This is a genomic window from Streptomyces sp. NPDC002669 (assembly GCF_042889165.1).
Taxonomy (GTDB): domain Bacteria; phylum Actinomycetota; class Actinomycetes; order Streptomycetales; family Streptomycetaceae; genus Streptomyces.
Window position 1 is genome coordinate 490,680 of record NZ_JBIAQQ010000001.1, and the last position, 18,859, is coordinate 509,538.

Sequence of the window (18,859 nt, forward strand, 5' to 3'; positions counted from 1 at the left end):
TGTTCCCCGCCCCGAGAGGCTGCCGCCCGCCACGGGGCCGGTCAACCCCGTCCCACCGCGTGAGGTCATCAGTTGACCCATCCCCAGGGGTCGTATTGCGATCCGCCCGGGCCGGTGGTTGGCTGCGGAGCCGTGCCCGGCCCGTGACCCGCCGGACGGGCCGACCGCGCCGGACCCGGTCATCCGGACACCAACCCGCCCGCCTGGAGGTTCGCTTGCGTATCTATTTATCCGGCCAAGGGGCATTCGCCGTGCAGGTGGCCGAAGCGCTCGGGGATTCGCACCACACGGTGGTCGGCATCGCCGCCCCCTATCTCCGCCGGGGGCAGTCCGACGACACCAATCCCATGCACTGGGACAGGCTCCGCAACTGGGCGCTCGCCCACGGCATTGCCTGGACTCCGTCCGAAGACCTGCGGGCCGACCGGGTTCCCGCCGGCACCGATGTCGTGCTGGCCGCTCATTCCCACGCCTTCATCGGCCGGCACACCCGCGCGCGGGCCCGGGTCGCGGCCCTCGGGTACCACCCGAGCCTGCTCCCCCTGCACCGCGGACGCGACGCGGTGCGCTGGACGGTGCGGGACAAGGACCGGGTCACCGGCGGAACGGTCTACCACCTGACCGAACGGACCGACGGCGGCCCCATCGCCGCGCAGGAGCACGTGCTCATGCCTCCGGGTCACACCGCACAGCAGTTGTGGCGCGATCTGCTGGCACCGCTGGGCATCCGTCTCATCCTGCGCGTGCTGCGCGACCTGGAGGACGGCGTCCGGGTGGAGGTGCCCCAGGACGAGGCCTGCGCGACCTGGGAGCCCGCCATGGAGACCCCGCCGTTGTTCAAGCCCGAGCTTCCCGCCCTGGGCAACACGTCGACCGAATCGGTCATCGCGGACCGGTGGGCGCTGGTCGACCGATGAGGAGCCGGTGAGCCGGACCGGTACCACCTTGCGGCAAGGAGGCGGAAGAGGGTGTCGTTGATCGGGACCACCGCGGCGGACCGGCGAAAGCCCGCCCACCGCGACCCCAACGTGCTGCGATGGGTGGCGGCGTACACCGCGTCCGTCGCCGGGGACTCGGTGTACTTCCTCTCCCTGGCCTGGGCCGCCGCGGCGGTCGGCGGCCCGTCGGCCGCGGGCTGGGTCACGGCGGTGGGCGCCCTGCCGCGGGCGCTGCTCATGCTGGCGGGCGGGGTGATCGCCGACCGCTTCGGTCCTCGGCCCACCATCATCGTCAGCGACGCGAGCCGGTGCGTGTTCATCCTGGTGGCGGCGTACCTGCTGTGGGCCGTGTCTCCGGGGCTGTGGCTGCTGCTCCCGCTGGCGGCCGTCTTCGGCATCGTCGACGCGTTGTTCATGCCGGCGGTGGGAGCTCTGCCCCCGCGCATCACGCGGCCCGATCAGCTCGGCCGGGTGCAGGCCATGCGCTCGCTCGCGGTCCGGGCGGGGAACCTGGCCGGGCCGGCGATCGCCGGAGCGGCGCTCACGACCGGGCGGCCCGCGGTGGCGTTCGCGGTGGCCGGGGTGCTCTTCCTGCTGTCGCTCGTCCTCCTGATCGCCGTACGCACCCGGCCGCTGCCCGCCGGGGAGGCCGGTGACAAGCCGGCCCTGCAGGACTTCAAGGACGGCCTCGTGTACATCCGGCGCCATCGCGTCCTGGCTCCGCTGCTCACCGTCATCGGACTCAGCGAGATGTGCTTCTCGGGTCCGGTGGGGCTGGCCCTCGTCCTGTTGGCGGACGAACGCGGGTGGGGCGCCTCGTCGGTCGGCTGGATGCTGGGAGCGTTCAGCGTCGGGGGCGCCGCGGGGGCGATCGCGCTGGCCGCGCGCCCGAGGCTGGACCGGGCCGGGCCGGTGTGCGCCGCGTTCTTCGCCCTGACCGCCGCCGCCACGGCCGCGCTGCCCGCGATGCCCGGCCCTCTCCCCGCGACCTGTGTCGCGGCGCTGATCGGCACCGCCAGCGGCATGGCCGGCATCGTCGCCCACACGCTGGTGCAGACGCACAGCGACCCCGACTACCTGGGACGGGTCACCGCGGTCCTCACCCTGGGCACCGTGGGCCTGTCCCCCCTGGTGTTCCCCCTGACGGGCATCGCGGCCTCGGCGTGGGGCACGGGTTACGTCCTCGTCGGCTGTGCCGCGATCACCGCCTCCGCCGCCGTCACGATGACGGCCAAGCAGGCCCTCAGAAGAGCCACGACCTAGTCCGTGTCCCCGAGCCGCCGTCCACGGCACGGAGCCGGGTCGGGGACAGCCCGCGCAGCACCGCATATCAGCCGGACAGCTTCACGGAGGAGCGCATATGACTGCATCACCTGATGAACCGGTGTACCTCGGGATATCACTCGGTCCTATCGACCCGGCCGTCGCCGCCGTGCGCGGGGGCCGTGTCATCGCGTACGCCGAGGAGGAGCGCTTCGTCCGGAACAAGCACGCGGACGGCTTCTACCCGATCCGGTCCCTCAAGTACTGCCTGGCGGAGGCCGGAACCACCCTCGACGGCGTGGCGGGGGTCGGTATCGGCTGGGACCTGCAGGCCTACACCGACGGCACCATGGCGAAGTTCTACGCGCAGATCTCCCAGGACGCCGCCCCGGACCAGGCCACGCTCGACTGGCAGGCCGGCACGCTGAGGACCTACCACTCCGATGTCATGGAGTCGGTCCACCACCGCGCCTGGCGGCGGGAGTTCGGTGACCTGGCCTTCCCCCCGCTGCGTTCGGCGCCGCATCACTACACGCACGCGTTCCAGGCGGCGATGGAGTCGCCGTTCGAGACCGCCGTCACCCTGACCGCGGACGGTTCGGGGGACCAGCACACCACGGTCGTGTGGCTCAAGCGGGGAACGGAACTCAGGCCGATCCGGGAGATCCGGATGCCCCATTCGCTCGGCTGGTTCTACGCCGCCTTCACCGAGTACCTCGGATTCGACGCGTACGACGGCGAGTACAAGGTGATGGGCCTCGCCGCCCACGGCTCCGCGGACCCGCGACTGCGCGAACTGGTCGGCCAGGTGCTGCGGGAGGCCCCCGACGGGATCGAGTACCGCCTCGATCCCACGTACATCCACCACGGGAAGCACTCGTACTCCGGGCGCTTCACCGACAAGTTGCCGCAGTTGCTCGGGGCACCTCCCCGGCTGCCGGGCCAGGAGGTCAGCGGTTGGCACATGGACCTGGCCTTCGCCGTCCAGGAGGCCCTGGAGGACGCCGCCTGCCGTCTGGTCCGCTGGGCGATCGCCGAGACCGGGATACGGAACGTCTGCATCGGCGGGGGCGTCGCGCACAACGTCAAGATGAACTCACGGATCTTCGAACTGCCGGAAGTGGCGGATGTGTTCGCGCATCCGCTGTGTGCCGACAGCGGTGGCGCGGCCGGGGCCGCTCTCGTCCTGTGCCACACGGAGACGGGGGCGCTTCCGGGGCCGCTGCGCACCCTGGCGCTCGGACCGGCGGAGCCGCCGGAGACCGTCGAGCGGGTGCTGCGCAATGCCAAGGTCCGGTTCGAGGAGCCCGAGGACGTCTTCGCCGAGACGAGTCGCGCGCTCGCGGCCGGTGCCGTCGTCGGCTGGGTGGAAGGCCGCCTGGAGGCAGGCCCCCGGGCCCTCGGCCAGCGCAGCATCCTCGCCGATCCCCGCTCCGTCGCCACCCGGGACAAGGTGAACGCGGTCGTCAAGCAGCGCGAGTTGTGGCGGCCCTTCGCCCCCGCGATGACGGTGTCGGCCGCCGACCACTACTTCGAGCGCCACTCGGACTCGCGCTTCATGACGATGGCGTTCCGGGCCGGCGAGTCGCTGTCCGCGCAGGCCCCCGCCGTCGTGCACTCGGACGGGACGTCCCGGGTCCAGATCGTCCACAAGGACAGCTGCCCCCAACTGCACCGGCTTCTTGAGGAGTTCGAGCGGGAGACCGGTGTTCCCGTCCTCCTGAACACCTCGTTCAACGTACGGGGGGAACCGATCGTGAACACCACCGAGGACGCCCTGCGCACCTTCTGGGCGACCGGACTGGACCTGCTCGTGCTCGGCGGACGCTTCATCGTGAGGAAGGGCGACTCATGACAGACCGGATTCTGGTGGTGGCCGCGCACCCGGACGACGACGTCCTGGGCATGGGCGGTACCGTCGCCAAACACGCGCTCGTGGAAGGCGCGGAGGTGTCGGTGCTGTGCGTCACCGACGGGAGTTCGAGCCAGTACCCGGGCGACCGGAAGATCCTGGAACTGAAATGGCAGGAGGCCCAGCGCGCGGCCAAGCTCCTGGGGGTCCGCGAGTACCTTCAGAAGGACCTGCCGGACATGCGCCTGGACTCGGTCCCCCACGTCGAGATCAACCGGGTGGTGGAGGAGGCCGTCGAGGCCATCGGTCCGAACATCGTCTACACCGTCCACCCCGATGTGAACCTGGACCACCGGGCCGTCTTCCGGTCCGTGATGGTCGCGACACGTCCGCGTACCGGCGGTCCGGTGCGCCGGGTGCTCAGCTACGCGCCGATGTCCAGTGTGGAATGGACGCCGCCGTTCGAGGCGACGTTCCGGCCGACGTGGTTCTCGGACATCTCCGCGACCCTGGACACCAAGGTCGCCGCGTTCGCGTGCTTCGAGACGGAGACGCGCGCCTGGCCGCATCCGCGGTCGCCCGAGAGCATCCGGGCCCACGCGGCCGCCTGCGGCAGCGGCATCGGGCGGGAGGCCGCGGAACCGTTCGTCCTCGTACGAAACATCCATGACTGACCCGGTGGGGACCCGGCGGACGCAACGGGCGATCGCCGACCTCATGGGAACCCTGGACCGCACCGACCCTTTCGGGGAGGCGCAGTTCGCCGCGCTGGAGACGGCGCTGTCGCTCCTGAGGGCGGGCACACCGCACCGGGCCCGGGTCCCGGACCCGCCGCAGGAACACGGGGCCGATCCGCTGAACCTGCTGTCGGAGGCACTCGCATCCGCCCGCGCGACCGTCGTCGCAACCAGCTACGCGTTCACCAGGCTCAGCGACGCGCGGCGGGCCCCACGACGTACCGGCCCCGCCGATCCGCCGGCCCGCCCGGCACGCGTCACCCCCGGAAACGGCTCACAGGTAGACAAGGCGAGAGGAACAGTCAGTTGAAACAGCTGCATGCGGACTACGGCGACCTCGCTGCCGCACGGCCGATCGACGTCGACACACCGGACGGTGCCGAACAAGTGGCCCGCCACGCCGAGAGTTTCGGATTCGCGGTGGCCCGCCCGGGCGCGGCGGGCTCCCCCGAGGAGATTCTCGGCCACCTGGCCGAGGTGCTGGGGCTGGGCGCCCCGCACATGCCGGGAACCGCCCATCTCGAAAGCAACACCAGCCCCTACAAGCACGTCGTCAACGCCATGGACCCCGAGGGCTGGCACGTCGACGGACTGCTGGAGCAGCTCGGCACGGTCCGTACGACCGCGTTGTACTGTGTCCGGCCCGCCCTCCGGGGCGGGGCCACGGCGCTCTTCAACTCCATAGCCGCCTATGGCGAGTTGCGTCGGACCGACCCGGAGGCGGCCGACGCCCTGCTGGCTCCGACGGTTCTGACCCGGCATGCCATGCTGCTCACCGGCGGCTACGGCGAGGGGATCACCGGGCCCGCGTTCGCCGTGGCCGATGACGGCACGGTGAGTACCCGGTACTCGGACAACCACACGTGCACATGGGACCGTTCGGTGGGGACCGACGGGAGCCTGGACCGCGCCCTCGAATTCCTCCGGAAGGCGGCGCACGAGAGCCGGTACCGCGTCGACGTACGCCTCGACGCGGGAGAGGTCCTTCTCCTTCGCAACGACCGGCTCGCCCACGACCGCATGCCGTTCGAGGAGGACCCGGCCGCCCCGCGCCGGCTCGTCCGGGCCCTGTACACCAGGCCGCCGCAGGCGCGCCGGGACTGACCCCCGTCCGCTCGCTCCGGCCCCGGCCGCACTCCGGGGCCGGCGCGTACGGGCGGGAGGTCAGCGGTGCTGCGACAGACGGGCTCCGACCGACGCGCAGACGTCCCGGAGCGGGGCGACGAAGGCCGGGATCCTGGACTCGCACTCCTCGCGCCTGCCGATGACGCTGAGCGCACCGAGCGGGACATCGCCCTGCAGCAGCGGGGCGGCGACCATGAGGTGGTCGGAGGTGGGGCCCACGGTCACGGAGTAGCCCCGGGCCCGCACCCTCCGGAGGTCGCCGGGATCGCAGCCGTTCCCCAGATGGGCGAGGATGACCTTTCCCGCGGCGTCGGCGGTCAGCGGCCGGACCGTTCCCGGGGACGCCTCCGCCGGCGCGCCCTGCGGCCCCCGGCACCATTCGATGCAGGTCTGCTGGGGGGTGTCCACCAGAAGGGCCGCATGCAGACAGATCGTCATTCCCAGCCTTTCCCTGAGGGAATGCATCTCCTGCCGGGTCTCCGGTGAAGTGGACCTGGCGTCGAGGGTGCCCGGACGCCCCTCCCCCACCAGGGAAAGCGCGTAGCGCCCGTGCCCCATCTGTGTGATCAATCCTTCCCGCAGGGCGGATTGCATGATCCTCTGCACCGTCGAACGGCTTAACTCCGATCTGCCCACGATCGCGTTGAGTGAATGCGCCCCGGGTCCCATGTTCCGCATCGCCCCCAGCACCCGGAAAGCCCGGTCGGACACTCGCTCTCCACTCCGGGGCGGGGCAGGCTCAAAGCGGGGCATCTTTCCTCCAAATAGCCGCTGCCGAAAATGAGCGGTGGATGAGATCGGGCCAACCGGAGCCGCCCCCGGAGGACGCCGAACCGATCACACCACAAGCACCCGCATCAATACATACGGGATTTCGATCATGCGTCGACCCCACACGCCCGGACACCACCGAGCCGAATACATCAACTACCGAATGACACTCCGGGCATAAATAGCAACAGGAGTCGAAGATCACTGGAAAGCGACAGTAATCCGCACCCATATCGGCGTCAACATGGCCGAACACCAGCCAGGAATGCACCGAAAGTGCAAACGGGACACATGGGAACCATTGCTGACCGAAATTCGATCGTTTAGGAAGCGGCCGAAACAAGGGCTGCAATAGCCGGAAAACGAAAAGCCACAGAGAGCCCTATAGCACACACCTCGACACCGGTTTTTGGCCTGAGTGATTGCCTCCTCCCGGCTCTTTCGGCTCCGCCGTTCCTCCTGCCGGGACTCACCGGTGGGGTCCGAGTTCCGCTTCCGCCCTTTCAGCGGCCGACATCGCGGGCGAGATCCAGGCCGAGGACGCGGTCGAGGTGGGCGAAGGTCTCGAACTTGGCACCCGGGGGGACGTCGGGGCGGTCGGTGAGGGCGGTGAGCAGGTCGAGGACGGCGGCGGCGTCGAGGTTCTCGGTGAGGGCCGCGTACGACTGGCGCAGCAGGTCGGCGGGGATCGGCTTGGAGGGGTGGCGCGCCCAGTCGGCCACCTGTCCGCGCCACCGGCGCAGGGTCTGCCGGGCCGTGGCGAGGGCGGGGCCGGTGATCGTGAGGGGGGTGGTGTGGGGGTGGCCGAGGAACAGCAGGCGCACGGCCAGGGGGTCGGCGGTGTCCGACGGATCGGGAGCGCCCAGGAGTTCCCGGGTGGAGGTGCCCTGTTCCGGCGGGGCCGTGTCGACCCGGCCCACCTCGATCCGGACCCCGGTCGCGAGGTCGCCGTCGTCGCCCGGCGGGAGGACGCGCACGTCGGCGGGGCCGCCGAGGGCCGCGTCCGGGCGGTGCGGGGTGAGGGCGTTCGGGGGGTGGATGCCGAGCACCGTCATGATCCGGTCCAGCGCTCCGGCCCGGTCGGGCGTCAGTTCCCCGGTGGTGAGGGCCGTGACGACCTGGAGTCCGTTCAGTTCCGCGGTGCGTGCCAGGACGTCACCGACCAGGAGCACGCGCAGGTGCCACGGGCCGATCCCGGTGCCGGGGTCCTGCGTCGTGCCGGTGCCGATGGGTGGCAGGTGGACGCTGCTGCGCAGCAGGCGGCGCGGGGCGGCGGGGACGTCCACGAGGTGGCCGGTGCGGGTGTCGGTGATGCGCAGCATGGTGCGGAGGCTAGTCGCGGGGGCCTCCCGGGTGGGGGAGCCCGTGCGGTGTCGTCCGTGCGGGGCGGGTGATCGGGGGTGGCCGGTTCCGGGTCACTCCTCCTCGGTCAGTTGCTCGTCCAGTTCGTCGAAGAGCAGCTCGCCGTGGTCGATCTGGCCGGTCCGGTAGGCGGACCGGGCCACCAGGTGGGCGGCCACGGGGCCGGTCATCAGCTGGAAGAAGCCGATCAGGCCGAGGGTCGCCAGGTCCATGCCGCTGCGCAGGCGCAGGGCGACCCCGGCGAGGGCCAGGAGCATGCCGAGGGTCTGCGGTTTGGTGGCGGCGTGGCTGCGGGAGAGGACGTCGGGGAGGCGGAGCATGCCGATCACGCCGAGCAGGCAGACGGCCGCGCCGACGAGGACCAGTACGGCGCCGGTCATGTCGAGGACCTGGAGCCAGACGTTCACCGGGGCTCCCCCTCGCCGCCGCCGTCCGGGGTCCGGCGCGGCGGCCGGTCCCGGACGGCGATGAAGCGGGCGATGCCGACCGACCCCGTGAACCCGAGGAAGGCCAGCACCAGCATGATCGGGAAGTAGAACGAGTCGCGCGCGAAGGCCGACTTGGCGGCCAGGCCCGCGATGATGAGGGCGGCGCACACGTCCAGCGAGATCGCCCGGTCCAGCATGGACGGGCCCCGCCAGATCCGGGCGAGCAGTCCCGCCCCGGCGACGACGATCAGCACGACGGACGCGGTGAGCAGCGCCCGTTCGACGGTTTCCGGCGTGCTCATGCACCGACTCCCTTGCCGGGTGCGACGGGTGGCGGTGGCTCGGCGACCCGGGCGATCTCGTCGGCGGTGCCGAAGGCGCGTACCGTCAGCGCCTCCAGGCGCCACACCGAGCGCCGTGCCGCGTCGAGCACGGCGGGCCGGTCCGCGTCGAGGACGTGCAGGAAGACGGTGGCCGTGGCGCGGCGCACCTCGACGACCGATCCGCCTGGGACGTTCGACACGGCGACGGCGGTGGCGGCGAGCATCAGGTCGGAGCGGCAGCGCAGCGGTACGGCGATGACGGCGGCCCGGTGCGGATGGTCGACGAAGATCTGCCGGGTGACGCGTACGCCCGAGGTGTACATGTCGTAGAGCAGATAGCCGGCGAGCATCAGGATGCCCCAGGGGTGCAGACGGAGCCCGAGGTCGACCCGGGGCAGCGGGAAGGCCAGGCAGACGACCACCGCGACGACCGCGCCGGTCAGCAGGTTGGCCCAGTTGAGGCCGGACCAGAGGAACATCCAGATGAAGGTGAGCCAGGCGATCAGCGGGAGGTCGAGCACGCGCCGTCGGCGTCCGGTGAACTCGCAGCTGAAGGGCGGCAGGTCCTTGTTCCGGAAGGACAGTTTGATCAGTCGCTTCACCGGCCGAGCACCGCCTGCGTGTAGGGCGTCCGCGCGATGAGTTCGGCGGCGGCGCGGTCGGTGTAGGAGGTCAGCGGTCCGGCGAACACGGTGAAGGCGAGACCGAGTCCGACGGCCGCCGCGGTCGCCCCGGTCATCGGCCGGGGCAGTTTCGTCGTGGTGGTGACGGCGTGGCCGTGCAGGGTGGCCGTGACCGCCCGTCCGGCGGGCTGGTGGCGGGGGTGCACCGGTTCGTCGCCGCTGGCGGGGATGTGGTCGGGGCCCTCGTCGGTTTCGGTGTCGTCCTCGTCGGAGCCGGACTCCAGGACGGTGCCGTACGCGGCCTGTCCGGGCGGCGCGGCCCGCCAGAACGCCAGGTTCCAGACCTTGGCCATCACGTAGAGGGTCAGGAGGCTGGTCACCGCCGATCCGGCGACGAGGGTCCACGCCCAGAAGCCGCCGTCGGCGACCCCGGCCCGCATCAGCCCGAGCTTGCCGATGAAGCCGGACAGCGGCGGGATGCCGGCCAGGTTCATGGCGGGGACGAAGAACAGCGTGGCGAGCAGCGGGGCCGCCTTGGCGAGGCCGCCGATCCGGGTGAGTTCGGTGGTGCCGCCCCGGCGTTCGATCAGCCCCGCCACCAGGAAGAGGGTGGTCTGGACGGTGATGTGGTGGGCGACGTAGACGATCGCGCCGCCGTACGCGTCCCGGGTGGCGAGGCCGATGCCGAAGACCATGTAGCCGATGTGGCTGATGAGGGTGAAGGAGAGCAGCCGTTTCAGGTCGGTCTGGGCCACGGCTCCGAGGATGCCGACGACCATCGAGGCGAGCGCGGTGGCCATCAGCAGGTCGCCGAGCCGGTTGCCGGGGAAGAGCAGTGTCTCCGTGCGGAGCATGCAGTAGACGCCGACCTTGGTGAGCAGGCCCGCGAAGACCGCGGTGACCGGGGCGGGTGCGGTCGGGTAGGAGTCGGGGAGCCAGGCTGCGAGCGGGAAGACGGCGGCCTTGATGGCGAAGACGGTGAGCAGCATCGCCTGGATCAGGGTCTGCACCCCCGGCGGCAGTTCGCCGAGCCGTTCGGCCAGTTGCGCGAAGTTGGCGGTGCCGGCCGCCGCGTACGTCATGGCGATGGCGGTGAGGAACAGCATCGACGAGAACAGCGAGATGATCACGTAGGTGGAGCCGGCCCGGACCCGGGGGCCGGTGCCGCCGAGGGTGAGCAGGACGAAGCTGGCGACCAGCATGATCTCGAAGCCGACGTAGAGGTTGACCAGGTCGCCGGCGAGGAAGGTGCAGGAGACCCCGGCGACCAGGATCAGGTACGCGGGGTGGAAGACCGCGACGGGGGTCTCCTCGTCGCGGTCGGCCATGCCCTGGCCGAGGGAGTAGACCAGCACGCAGAGCGTGACGGCGGAGGACACCGTCAGCATCAGCCCGGAGAGCCGGTCGGCGACCAGGGTGATGCCGAGCGGCGGTGCGAAGTCGCCGAGGTCGACGGTGAGCGGGCCGCGGAGGTCGGCGACGATCATCAGGGTGACGGAGAGCCCGAGCACGGCGCCGAGCACGGCGACGCTGATGAGGCGCTGGACCTGTTTGAGCCGGGTGCCGAAGGCGAGGCTGAGGCCGGTCGCGCAGAGCGGCAGCAGCACCGGCAGGGGGACGAGTGCGTTCATCCGGTGGCTCCTGGATCGGCGTCGTCGGGGCGGGGGTTCTCCGGGGGGCCGTCTGCGGCGCGGGGAGCTCCCGGGGAGCGCCCCCGCGGGCCGTCCCCGGGGCGCGGACCGTTCTCGGAACGGGGGGCCTCCGGCGGGTCGTTGCCGGTGCTTCGTTCCCCCGGGCCGGTGTCCTCCGCGCGTGGCCGCTGCCGCGCGTAGTCCTCGGGGTCCGCGCCCAGCACGTCGTGCCAGAGGTCGCCGGTGGCGTACCGGCCGCGTGCCTGCAGGGCCCGGTCGGCGCGCAGCCGGGCCCGCAGCCGGCGGCGTTCCTCGCGGTAGCGGGCGCGCTGCTCGTCCGTGACGTCGTCGGCGGCCCGGTACCGCTCGCGCAGTTCGTCGCGTTCCCCCAGCACCTCGGCGCGCAGCGCGATGCGCCGGTCCTCCAGGTCGTCGTGGACCTCGTCCGTGCCGGTCAGCTGGTGGCTGCGGTACGCCATGGCGAGGAGGAACGCCGTGGTGGCGAGGGTGATGACGATCGCGGTGAGCGCGATGGCCTGCGGCAGCGGGTCGGTGACCCGTCCCAGCGGGACGCCGTAGAGGAGCGGTTCCTCGCCGGCCGCGCCGGTGGCGGAGAGGACGAGCAGGTTGATGCCGTTGCCCGCGATCACCGCGCCGAGCAGGATGCGGGTGAGCGGCCTGGTGAGCATGAGGATGCCGCCGACCGCGCAGAGCACCACGGCGGTGGCCAGGAGCGAGACGCTGACCGTCATTCGGCGACGCCTCCCGTCCCGGGGGTTGTTCCCGGTGGTGCGCCGGTGCCGGCCGCCGCGGTCCTCGCGGCCGCCTTCTCGATCACGGCCCGCTCGATCTGCCGGTCGATCTTGGCGCCGAGCGCCCGCACGATGTCCAGCACCACGCCCAGGACCAGCAGGTAGACCCCGAAGTCGAAGAGGACCGGCGTGCCGAGGTGGTACTCGCCGATCAGGGGCAGCCGGCCGTGGTGGGTCCAGGCGTGCAGGACCGTTCCGTCGGTGAGGCCGAGCAGGGCGACCCCGGTGGAGACGAACAGTCCGAGGCCGGTGAAGAGTCCGGGCTGGAGCGGTGCGGCCTCGGCGAGTTCGAAGCGTCCGCCCGCCAGGTAACGGGTGATCAGCGCGAGTCCGGCGACGAGTCCGGCGACGAAGCCTCCGCCCGGCATGTTCTCGGCGCAGAACAGCAGGTACACCGAGAGCACCAGGATCGGGTGGAACAGCAGCCGGGCCACGACCTCGAAGACGATGGAGCGGTGTTCGGGCGCCAGCGTCGAACCGGCCGCGAGCCAGCCGCGTTCCGGTGCCCCCTCGTCGCCGTGCGGAAGCCCCGTCAGGCCGGGGGACGTCACCGACCAGGCGGTCCGTCCCCGGATCTCCTCGCGCGGTGGTTCCTCGGTGCGGCGGTGCAGGTAGATCAGGCTCGTCACCCCGATCGCCGCCGCGGCGAGGACGGCGGACTCCCCCATCGTGTCCCAGGCTCGCAGGTCGACCAGGATGGTGGCGACGACGTCCTTGAGCCCGTGGTGGGAGACCTCCTCGACCATGGCCGCCCCCGCCGGGTCCGCGGTACGGGCCGCCGCCGCGACCCACACCACCACGCCGAGCGTCGCCGCCGCGGCCAGGGCCACCGGGATGCGCACCGCGCGCCGCCAGGTGCTGACCGACTCCTGGAAGTGCACCGGCATCCGCCGCAGCACCAGCACGAAGACGATCATCGACACGGTCTCGACGCAGAACTGGGTGAGTGCCAGGTCGGGGCCGCCCTGGACGACGAAGAGCAGCGCCGCGCCGTATCCGGTCAGCCCGGCCAGCACCACCGCCTTCATCCGGCGGCTGACGGTGAGGCACAGGAGGGCGGCCGCGCAGGTCAGCGCGGCGACGGCGCCCTGCAGGGGGACGTCCCAGAGCCGCGGGGCCGCGGCCCCCTGCCAGGGCCGGTCCACGCCGAGGACGGTGAGCTGACCGGCCAGCATCACGAGCAGGGTGGTGGCGAGGTAGACGGAGAGCGAGCCGCGCTGGACGAGGCCGGTGAGCTGGAGCGAGAACCGTTCCAGGCCGAGCAGCAGATGTCCGAAGACGCTGTCGGCGGTCGGCCAGGCGATCCGGCGGGAGAGCCGGGTCACGGTGGTGCGGCCCAGGAAGAGCACCGCGCCGCCCGCCGTGGCGAGGGTGGAGAGCAGCAGGGCGGTCCCGAAACCGTGCCAGAGCGCGAGGTGGTACGGGTACGGGGACGGCGGGAACGCGTCCGCGTACGCGCTCAGCAGCCGGTCGGTCCATTCGACGCCGGGTCCCAGCGCCAGCCCGCAGAGCGCGAGCAGCGCGGGCGGCGCGAGGAAGGCCGGGCCCACCCGGTGCACCGGGGTGTCCGCGACGCCGGGCTTGCGGGCGAAGGCTCCCCAGACGAACCGCGCGGTGTACGCGACGGTCAGGGCCGAGCCGGCGACGGTGAGGCCCAGCGCCCAGTGGTCGGCGGTGGAGCCGTGCAGCAGTGCCTCGAACGCGGCTTCCTTGGCGGCGAATCCGAGCAGCGGCGGCAGGGCCGCCATGGACGCGGCGGCGAGTACCGCGACCGCGCAGACGTGCGGCAGGGCCCGTCCGACGCCGGAGAGCCTGCGCAGGTCACGGCTGCCGGCCGCGTGGTCGACGATGCCGGTGACGAGGAACAGCGGGGCCTTGAAGCAGGCGTGACCCAGGATCATGACGGCGGCGGCCAGTGCCGTGTCCCGGGTGCCGGCCCCGGCGAGCAGGGTGAGGAAGCCGAGCTGGCTGACGGTGCCGTAGGCGAGGACCAGTTTGAGGTCGTTCAGACGCAGGGCCCGCCAGCCGCCGAGCAGCATGGTCACGGCGCCGAGGACGATCACGACGGGCCGCCAGACCGGCACGTCGGCGAAGGCGGGCGCGAGCCGGGCGACCAGGTACACCCCGGCCTTCACCATCGCGGCGGCGTGCAGATAGGCGCTGACGGGCGTCGGTGCGGCCATGGCGTTGGGCAGCCAGAGGCTGAACGGCCAGATCGCCGACTTCGACAGGGCCCCGCACAGGATCAGCAGCACCGCGACCGAGAGGGCGGGGCCCGTGGGGGGCGGGTCGGCGAGGATGGCGGAGATGCGGTAGGTGCCCGCCATGTGGCCGAGGAGCAGGAAGCCGACGAACATCGCGAGGCCGCCGAGCGTGGTGACGGTGAGCGCCTGGAGTGCGGAGCGGCGGCTGTGCTTCTGCTCGCTGTCGTATCCGATCAGCAGGTACGAGAAGACCGTGGTCAGCTCCCAGAACACGTAGAGCGAGATCAGGTCGTCGGCGAGGACGAGGGCGAGCATGGCGCCCGCGAACGCGAGCAGGTTCCCGGCGAATCCGGCCAGTTGCGGGGTGCGGCCGGTGAAGTACGAGGCGCAGTAGAGCAGAACGAGGGTGCCGATCCCGGCCGCGAGCAGCACCATCAGTTCGGCGAGCGCGTCGAGCCTGAGGTCGACGGTGACGTCGTAGGCGGGCATCCACGGCCACGACCGGGTGACGGAGCCGCCGGACGCGGTGGTGTTCCACTGCGTGGCCGCCCACACGGTGGTGGCGGCCGGGGGCAGCGCGAGGAGGACGAAGGCGCGGCTGCCCAGCGCCCGCACCAGCGGGCGCGCGCAGGCGGCCAGGACGAAGTGGCAGACGATGAGCGCGGTCATGCGGCGCCGGTGGGCGTCCCGCGCCCGCTCCGGGCGGATGTTCGCTGCCTGAACGATGGATTACGGGCAAAGAGCACCGAATACAGATATATCCCTGAAAGCCCTTCACCCGTACGGCGCGCCGCACCCGGTGCGGCGCAGTGGGTCCGTCACCCCGGGCGCAACCCCGGAATCGGCCACTCCCCACCACCGCCGAGGACCGGAAGAGGCGCGGGACATACCCCCGGCCGCCATACGAACCCGTGTGAAACGGGCTGCTTCAGGGTTCGGTGAGGAAACTGCGGGCGATCGGTGATGCGCATGTGAGCCCGCTTTCTGTTCCTTTTTTCACTGTGACTAATATCTTCCCGTCCAGATTCTCAACGGATTTGACCAGTCATGAGGCTGGCACCATCGTCAAGGAGCACGCCCTGCGCACGCGCGCCTCACGGCGGACCGGATCGACCCCCATGTCGTTGCGGACAGCCCTGCTCGTACTGGCCATCGTTCCCGGTGTCGCACTGGCCGCCCTCTGGGCCGTCACCAGCGGCCAGACCCTGCTGGACTTCCAGCGCCAGGCGACCCAGGGGCAACTGGCCCAGAAGGCCGGTCAGCCGTCCAACATCGTGTACTACAACCTGCAGGAGGAGCGTCGGCTCAGCGCCGAGGCGCTCGCCCGGCACAAGGGCGCCGCCGAGGCACTCCAGCAGCAGCGCAAGCTGACCGACAAGGCGGTCGAGAGCTTCCGGTCGCTCTCCGACGTGGCCACCGACGACGCCCCCTCCGAGGTCCGCGACGCGGTCGCCGAGGCCCGCAAGGCGATCGACCAGCTGCCCACCCAGCGCACCCTCGTCGACGAGGGGGGCAAGGAGCAGCAGAAGGCCGTGTACGGCTACTACACGGACCTGATCGCGGTCGACCTCGAACTCTTCGCGGCCCTCAGCCACGTCGACAACGGCCACATCACCACGCTCTCGCAGCCGCTGGTCGAACTGTTCTGGACCAAGGAGATGATCTCCCGTTCGGATGCCCTGCTGGCGCGCGGCTGGGCCGACGGGAAGCTGAGCACCGCGGATCTGCGACTGGTCCGCGAGGCCGTCTCCGGCCAGGAACTCCAGTACTCCACCAGGGTCGTCCCCATGCTCCCCGCGGACGAGAAGGCCATGTGGCAGGAGATCATCCGCAGCGACGCCTGGAAGGCCAAGACCCGGGTGGAGAACAAGGTGCTGCGCCCGGCCGAGGCCGACGCGGACGGGTTCGTCGCCCTGGACGCCCGGCAGGAGACCTGGCGCGGGGCGATCGACGAACTCGACCCGCAGATCGAGAAGCTGCTGGAGCACCGCACCGCCCTCGTGGTCGAGGAGGGCAAGGGCAGTGTCATGTCGCTGCTGCTCAGGATGGTGCTGACCAGCGTCATCGGTCTGCTGGCCGTGGTCGCGGTCATCTGGACCACCTGGCGCCTCACCCGTAACCTCCGGCGCCGGATCGGGCATCTGCAGGAGCGGGCCGAGGAGCTGGAGAAGGCCCTGCCGGAGGTCGTCGAGCGGCTCGCGCAGGGCGAGCGGATCGATGTCGAGGCCGAGGCCCGGGCCATCGAGCGCGACGGCGAGAACGCCGGCGACGACGAGCTGACCCGGCTCGGCGACGCCCTCAACCTGGCCCGCACCAGTGCGCTGGCCGCGGCCGTCAAACAGGCCGACCAGCACCGCGGCTTCGAGCGCCTGCTCCAGCGCATCGCCCGCCGCACCCAGCAGCTGATCGGCCAGCAGCTGAAGAAGCTGGACGAGCTGGAGCGCAAGCACGAGGACCCGGAGGTGCTCAACGGCCTCTTCGACCTCGACCACCTCACCGCCCGACTGCGGCGGTACGAGGAGAACCTGGTGATCCTGTCGGGCGGTTCGCCGCACCGGCGCTGGCGCAAGCCGGTCCCGCTGCTGGACGTGATGCGTTCCGCGCAGGGCGAGGTGCAGGACTACCGGCGCGTGGTGCTGGACATCGACGGCAGCCCCTGGCTGTCGGAGCGCGCCGTCGGCCCGGTCTCCCACGTGCTGGCCGAGCTGATCGAGAACGCGCTCAGCTTCTCCCGGCCGCCGAGCCCGGTCGAGGTCAGGGCCGCCAAGGTGATCCGGGGCCTGGCCATCGAGGTCGAGGACCGCGGCCTCGGAATGGACGAGGAGCAGCTGGCGGCGGCCAACGAGCTGATGGCCCGGCCGCCCCGCATGGACGTGCTCGCCCACGCCGACGACATCCGTCTCGGCCTGTACGTGATCGCGCGCCTCGCCGACCAGCACGGGCTGCGGGTGGAGTTCCGCTCCTCGGCGTACGGCGGCACCCGCGTGGTCGTGCTCGTGCCCGACGAACTCACCGTGCCCGAGCCGCGGACCGGCCCGGTCGGCGTGCCGTCCCCCGCGCCCGCCCCGGCCGCCGCTCCCCCGGCCCCGGCACCGGCCGCCGCTCCCGACGGCGCGCTGCCCACCCGCGTACAGGGCCAGGCCCTGGCCGGAGTCACCGCGCTGAACGCCGCGGGCGCCCCCCACGCCGGCGCGGAGCAGCCGTACCCGGCGGAGCGGGAACAGCGGACCCACCAGCCGGACCCGGCCCCGTTCCCCGACCGGGAACAGCCGTACGCCGTACCGGGGAACCCGGCCGCGGGCCCGGAGCGGTCCCCCGCCGAGCCGGCGCAGGGCGCTTCCCACGGGATGCCGGAAAGCCCCTACACCGCACCGGCCACGCCGTACTCCACGCACGAGGACCCGTACGGACAGGCCGAGCGGCCGTACATGACGGCGGCGGGGCAGTACCCCGTGGATCAGCCGCCGTACCCGGCGTCCGAGCAGCCGTACACGGTGGCCCAGCAGCCGTACGCCGCGCCGTATCCCACCGGTGCCGGGGACGGCCCGTCCCTGCCGGGCCCCGGCCCGCAGGCCGCCCGGACCGCGCAGCTGCCGGTCTCCGTGCCCGACCACCCGGCCCCGCCGGAGCCGGAGGCCGTCCACCGGGAGGACGGGGCCGACCGGTCCGTTCCCTCCACGCCCACGCCCGGAGCGGAACCCCCGTTGCCGCGCCGGGTGCGCCAGGCCAGCCTGGCCGACGAACTGCGGATCGCGCCGGCTGCCCGGCCCACCGCACCGGACCAGCCGGGACGGCAGGAGAACCCGCCGTCGCGGCCGGCGGCGCCGCGCCGGGCCGGAGCCGCGATCGGGGCGTTCCAGCGCCGGTCCCGCGCCGCCCGCGCCACCGAAGAGGCGTCCACGCAGCCCGCACCGCCCGCCATCCCCCTCCCTACGAGAGAAGAACGGCCATGACACGCACAACCGCCACTCACCAGGACCTCGACTGGCTGCTCGACGGGCTGGTGGACTCGGTGGCCGAGACCCTGAACGCAGTCCTGCTCTCCGACGACGGCCTGGTGGTCAGCCACTCGCGCACCATCGAACGCCCCGACGCCGAGCGGCTGGCCGCGATCTGCACCGGCCAGCAGAGCCTGGCCCGCGGTGTCGGCCAGCTCTTCAACGGCGGCAGCGTGCACCAGGTGATCGTCGAGCTGAACGAGCTCTGGCTCTTCATCATCTCGGCCGCTCAGGGCACCCACCTGGCCGTGATCGCCTCCCAGGAGGTGGACGCCGAGATCATGTCGCTCGCCATGCACAACCTCGTGCAGCAGGTCGGCCAGAAGCTGAGCACCCCGGCCCGCAGCGAGTTCGACGCCTTCGGTACCGGGGGCGGGCAGCTCGCGTGACCCCGTACTGGGAGGAGGAGGACGCGGAGGACGGTGCGGGCACGATGGTGCGCCCGTACACCATCACCCGGGGCCGGACCGCTCCCGAGCGGGACGACTTCAGCCTCATCACCGTACTCACGACCGTCCAGGACCCCCGGGACGAGCGCGGCGCGCCGGTCCTGCCGGGGCGGCTCCAGCCGGAGCACCGGATGATCCTGGACCGCTGCCGCCGCCCGTCCGCGGTCGCCGAGGTCTCGTCCGACCTCGGCCTCCCGGTGTCGGTGACCAAGATCCTGCTGGCCGACCTCGTCGCCCAGGGCCTGCTGCTGGCCCGCGCCCCGCTCTCGGTGGCGCGGGCGGCCGGCGGGGCCGACATGGGCCTGCTCGCCGCCGTTCGTGACGGACTCCGGAGACTCTGAAC

Annotated in this window: 17 protein-coding genes and 1 pseudogene; 9 read left to right on the top strand and 9 right to left on the bottom strand. The window is 72.0% G+C overall.

Annotated features, from left to right (window positions below):
* Window positions 1–251 precede the first annotated feature (251 nt).
* From ACFYW1_RS02150 to ACFYW1_RS02175, 6 genes are all read left to right on the top strand, one after another.
* The gene (locus tag ACFYW1_RS02150; RefSeq protein WP_388985755.1) at window positions 252–917 is read left to right on the top strand and encodes a formyltransferase family protein; all 666 of its coding nucleotides are present in this window, start codon (window positions 252–254) and stop codon (window positions 915–917) included.
* A 51-nt stretch (window positions 918–968) separates the two neighbouring features.
* A complete protein-coding gene (locus ACFYW1_RS02155; RefSeq protein ID WP_388985757.1) occupies window positions 969–2,201 on the top strand; it encodes an MFS transporter in 1,233 nt (410 codons plus the stop codon).
* Between the two features lie 97 nt (window positions 2,202–2,298).
* Window positions 2,299–4,056 (top strand): carbamoyltransferase, encoded by a 1,758-nt coding sequence (locus ACFYW1_RS02160; RefSeq protein WP_388985759.1) that lies wholly within the window; start codon window positions 2,299–2,301, stop codon window positions 4,054–4,056.
* On the top strand, window positions 4,053–4,727 hold the full coding sequence (locus ACFYW1_RS02165) for a PIG-L deacetylase family protein (protein WP_388985760.1): 675 nt from the start codon (window positions 4,053–4,055) through the stop codon (window positions 4,725–4,727). Before ACFYW1_RS02160 ends, ACFYW1_RS02165 begins: the two co-directional genes overlap by 4 nt.
* Window positions 4,720–5,100: a hypothetical protein gene (locus ACFYW1_RS02170; protein WP_388985762.1), complete on the top strand. Its 381-nt coding sequence runs from the start codon at window positions 4,720–4,722 to the stop codon at window positions 5,098–5,100. Before ACFYW1_RS02165 ends, ACFYW1_RS02170 begins: the two co-directional genes overlap by 8 nt.
* A complete protein-coding gene (locus tag ACFYW1_RS02175) occupies window positions 5,097–5,894 on the top strand; it encodes a TauD/TfdA family dioxygenase (protein WP_388985764.1) in 798 nt (265 codons plus the stop codon). The genes ACFYW1_RS02170 and ACFYW1_RS02175 overlap by 4 nt, the downstream gene beginning before the upstream one ends.
* 60 nt (window positions 5,895–5,954) lie before the next feature.
* Here the strand turns inward: ACFYW1_RS02175 and ACFYW1_RS02180 are convergent, their stop codons facing one another.
* The 9 genes and pseudogenes from ACFYW1_RS02180 to ACFYW1_RS02220 all read right to left on the bottom strand — a co-directional run bounded on the left by ACFYW1_RS02180 (window position 5,955) and on the right by ACFYW1_RS02220 (window position 14,738).
* A complete protein-coding gene (locus tag ACFYW1_RS02180) occupies window positions 5,955–6,353 on the bottom strand; it encodes a hypothetical protein (RefSeq protein WP_388985913.1) in 399 nt (132 codons plus the stop codon).
* A 132-nt stretch (window positions 6,354–6,485) separates the two neighbouring features.
* Window positions 6,486–6,668 (bottom strand): annotated as a pseudogene (locus tag ACFYW1_RS02185) (helix-turn-helix domain-containing protein); the annotation flags it as partial.
* A 521-nt stretch (window positions 6,669–7,189) separates the two neighbouring features.
* Window positions 7,190–8,008: a hypothetical protein gene (locus tag ACFYW1_RS02190; RefSeq protein WP_388985766.1), complete on the bottom strand. Its 819-nt coding sequence runs from the start codon at window positions 8,006–8,008 to the stop codon at window positions 7,190–7,192.
* A gap of 93 nt (window positions 8,009–8,101) precedes the next feature.
* Window positions 8,102–8,455 carry a monovalent cation/H(+) antiporter subunit G gene (mnhG, locus tag ACFYW1_RS02195; RefSeq protein WP_388985768.1) on the bottom strand — a complete coding sequence of 118 codons (354 nt, stop codon included), beginning with the start codon at window positions 8,453–8,455 and terminating at the stop codon, window positions 8,102–8,104.
* Window positions 8,452–8,778 (bottom strand): monovalent cation/H+ antiporter complex subunit F, encoded by a 327-nt coding sequence (locus ACFYW1_RS02200; RefSeq protein ID WP_388985770.1) that lies wholly within the window; start codon window positions 8,776–8,778, stop codon window positions 8,452–8,454. Before ACFYW1_RS02200 ends, mnhG begins: the two co-directional genes overlap by 4 nt.
* Window positions 8,775–9,401, bottom strand: a complete 627-nt coding sequence (locus ACFYW1_RS02205; RefSeq protein ID WP_388985772.1) for a Na+/H+ antiporter subunit E — start codon at window positions 9,399–9,401, stop codon at window positions 8,775–8,777. The genes ACFYW1_RS02200 and ACFYW1_RS02205 overlap by 4 nt, the downstream gene beginning before the upstream one ends.
* A complete protein-coding gene (locus ACFYW1_RS02210) occupies window positions 9,398–11,053 on the bottom strand; it encodes a Na+/H+ antiporter subunit D (protein ID WP_388985774.1) in 1,656 nt (551 codons plus the stop codon). The genes ACFYW1_RS02205 and ACFYW1_RS02210 overlap by 4 nt, the downstream gene beginning before the upstream one ends.
* Window positions 11,050–11,805: a Na(+)/H(+) antiporter subunit C gene (locus tag ACFYW1_RS02215; protein WP_388985775.1), complete on the bottom strand. Its 756-nt coding sequence runs from the start codon at window positions 11,803–11,805 to the stop codon at window positions 11,050–11,052. Before ACFYW1_RS02215 ends, ACFYW1_RS02210 begins: the two co-directional genes overlap by 4 nt.
* On the bottom strand, window positions 11,802–14,738 hold the full coding sequence (locus ACFYW1_RS02220) for a Na+/H+ antiporter subunit A (protein WP_388985777.1): 2,937 nt from the start codon (window positions 14,736–14,738) through the stop codon (window positions 11,802–11,804). Before ACFYW1_RS02220 ends, ACFYW1_RS02215 begins: the two co-directional genes overlap by 4 nt.
* 449 nt (window positions 14,739–15,187) lie before the next feature.
* Here ACFYW1_RS02220 and ACFYW1_RS02225 point away from each other — a divergent pair, with 449 nt between their 5' ends.
* From ACFYW1_RS02225 to ACFYW1_RS02235, 3 genes are read left to right on the top strand one after another with little or no spacing between them, the layout of a single operon-like run.
* On the top strand, window positions 15,188–18,022 hold the full coding sequence (locus ACFYW1_RS02225; protein WP_388985779.1) for a nitrate- and nitrite sensing domain-containing protein: 2,835 nt from the start codon (window positions 15,188–15,190) through the stop codon (window positions 18,020–18,022).
* Window positions 18,019–18,456 (top strand): roadblock/LC7 domain-containing protein, encoded by a 438-nt coding sequence (locus ACFYW1_RS02230; protein WP_388985781.1) that lies wholly within the window; start codon window positions 18,019–18,021, stop codon window positions 18,454–18,456. Before ACFYW1_RS02225 ends, ACFYW1_RS02230 begins: the two co-directional genes overlap by 4 nt.
* Window positions 18,453–18,857: a DUF742 domain-containing protein gene (locus tag ACFYW1_RS02235; protein WP_388985783.1), complete on the top strand. Its 405-nt coding sequence runs from the start codon at window positions 18,453–18,455 to the stop codon at window positions 18,855–18,857. The genes ACFYW1_RS02230 and ACFYW1_RS02235 overlap by 4 nt, the downstream gene beginning before the upstream one ends.
* Window positions 18,858–18,859 lie beyond the last annotated feature (2 nt).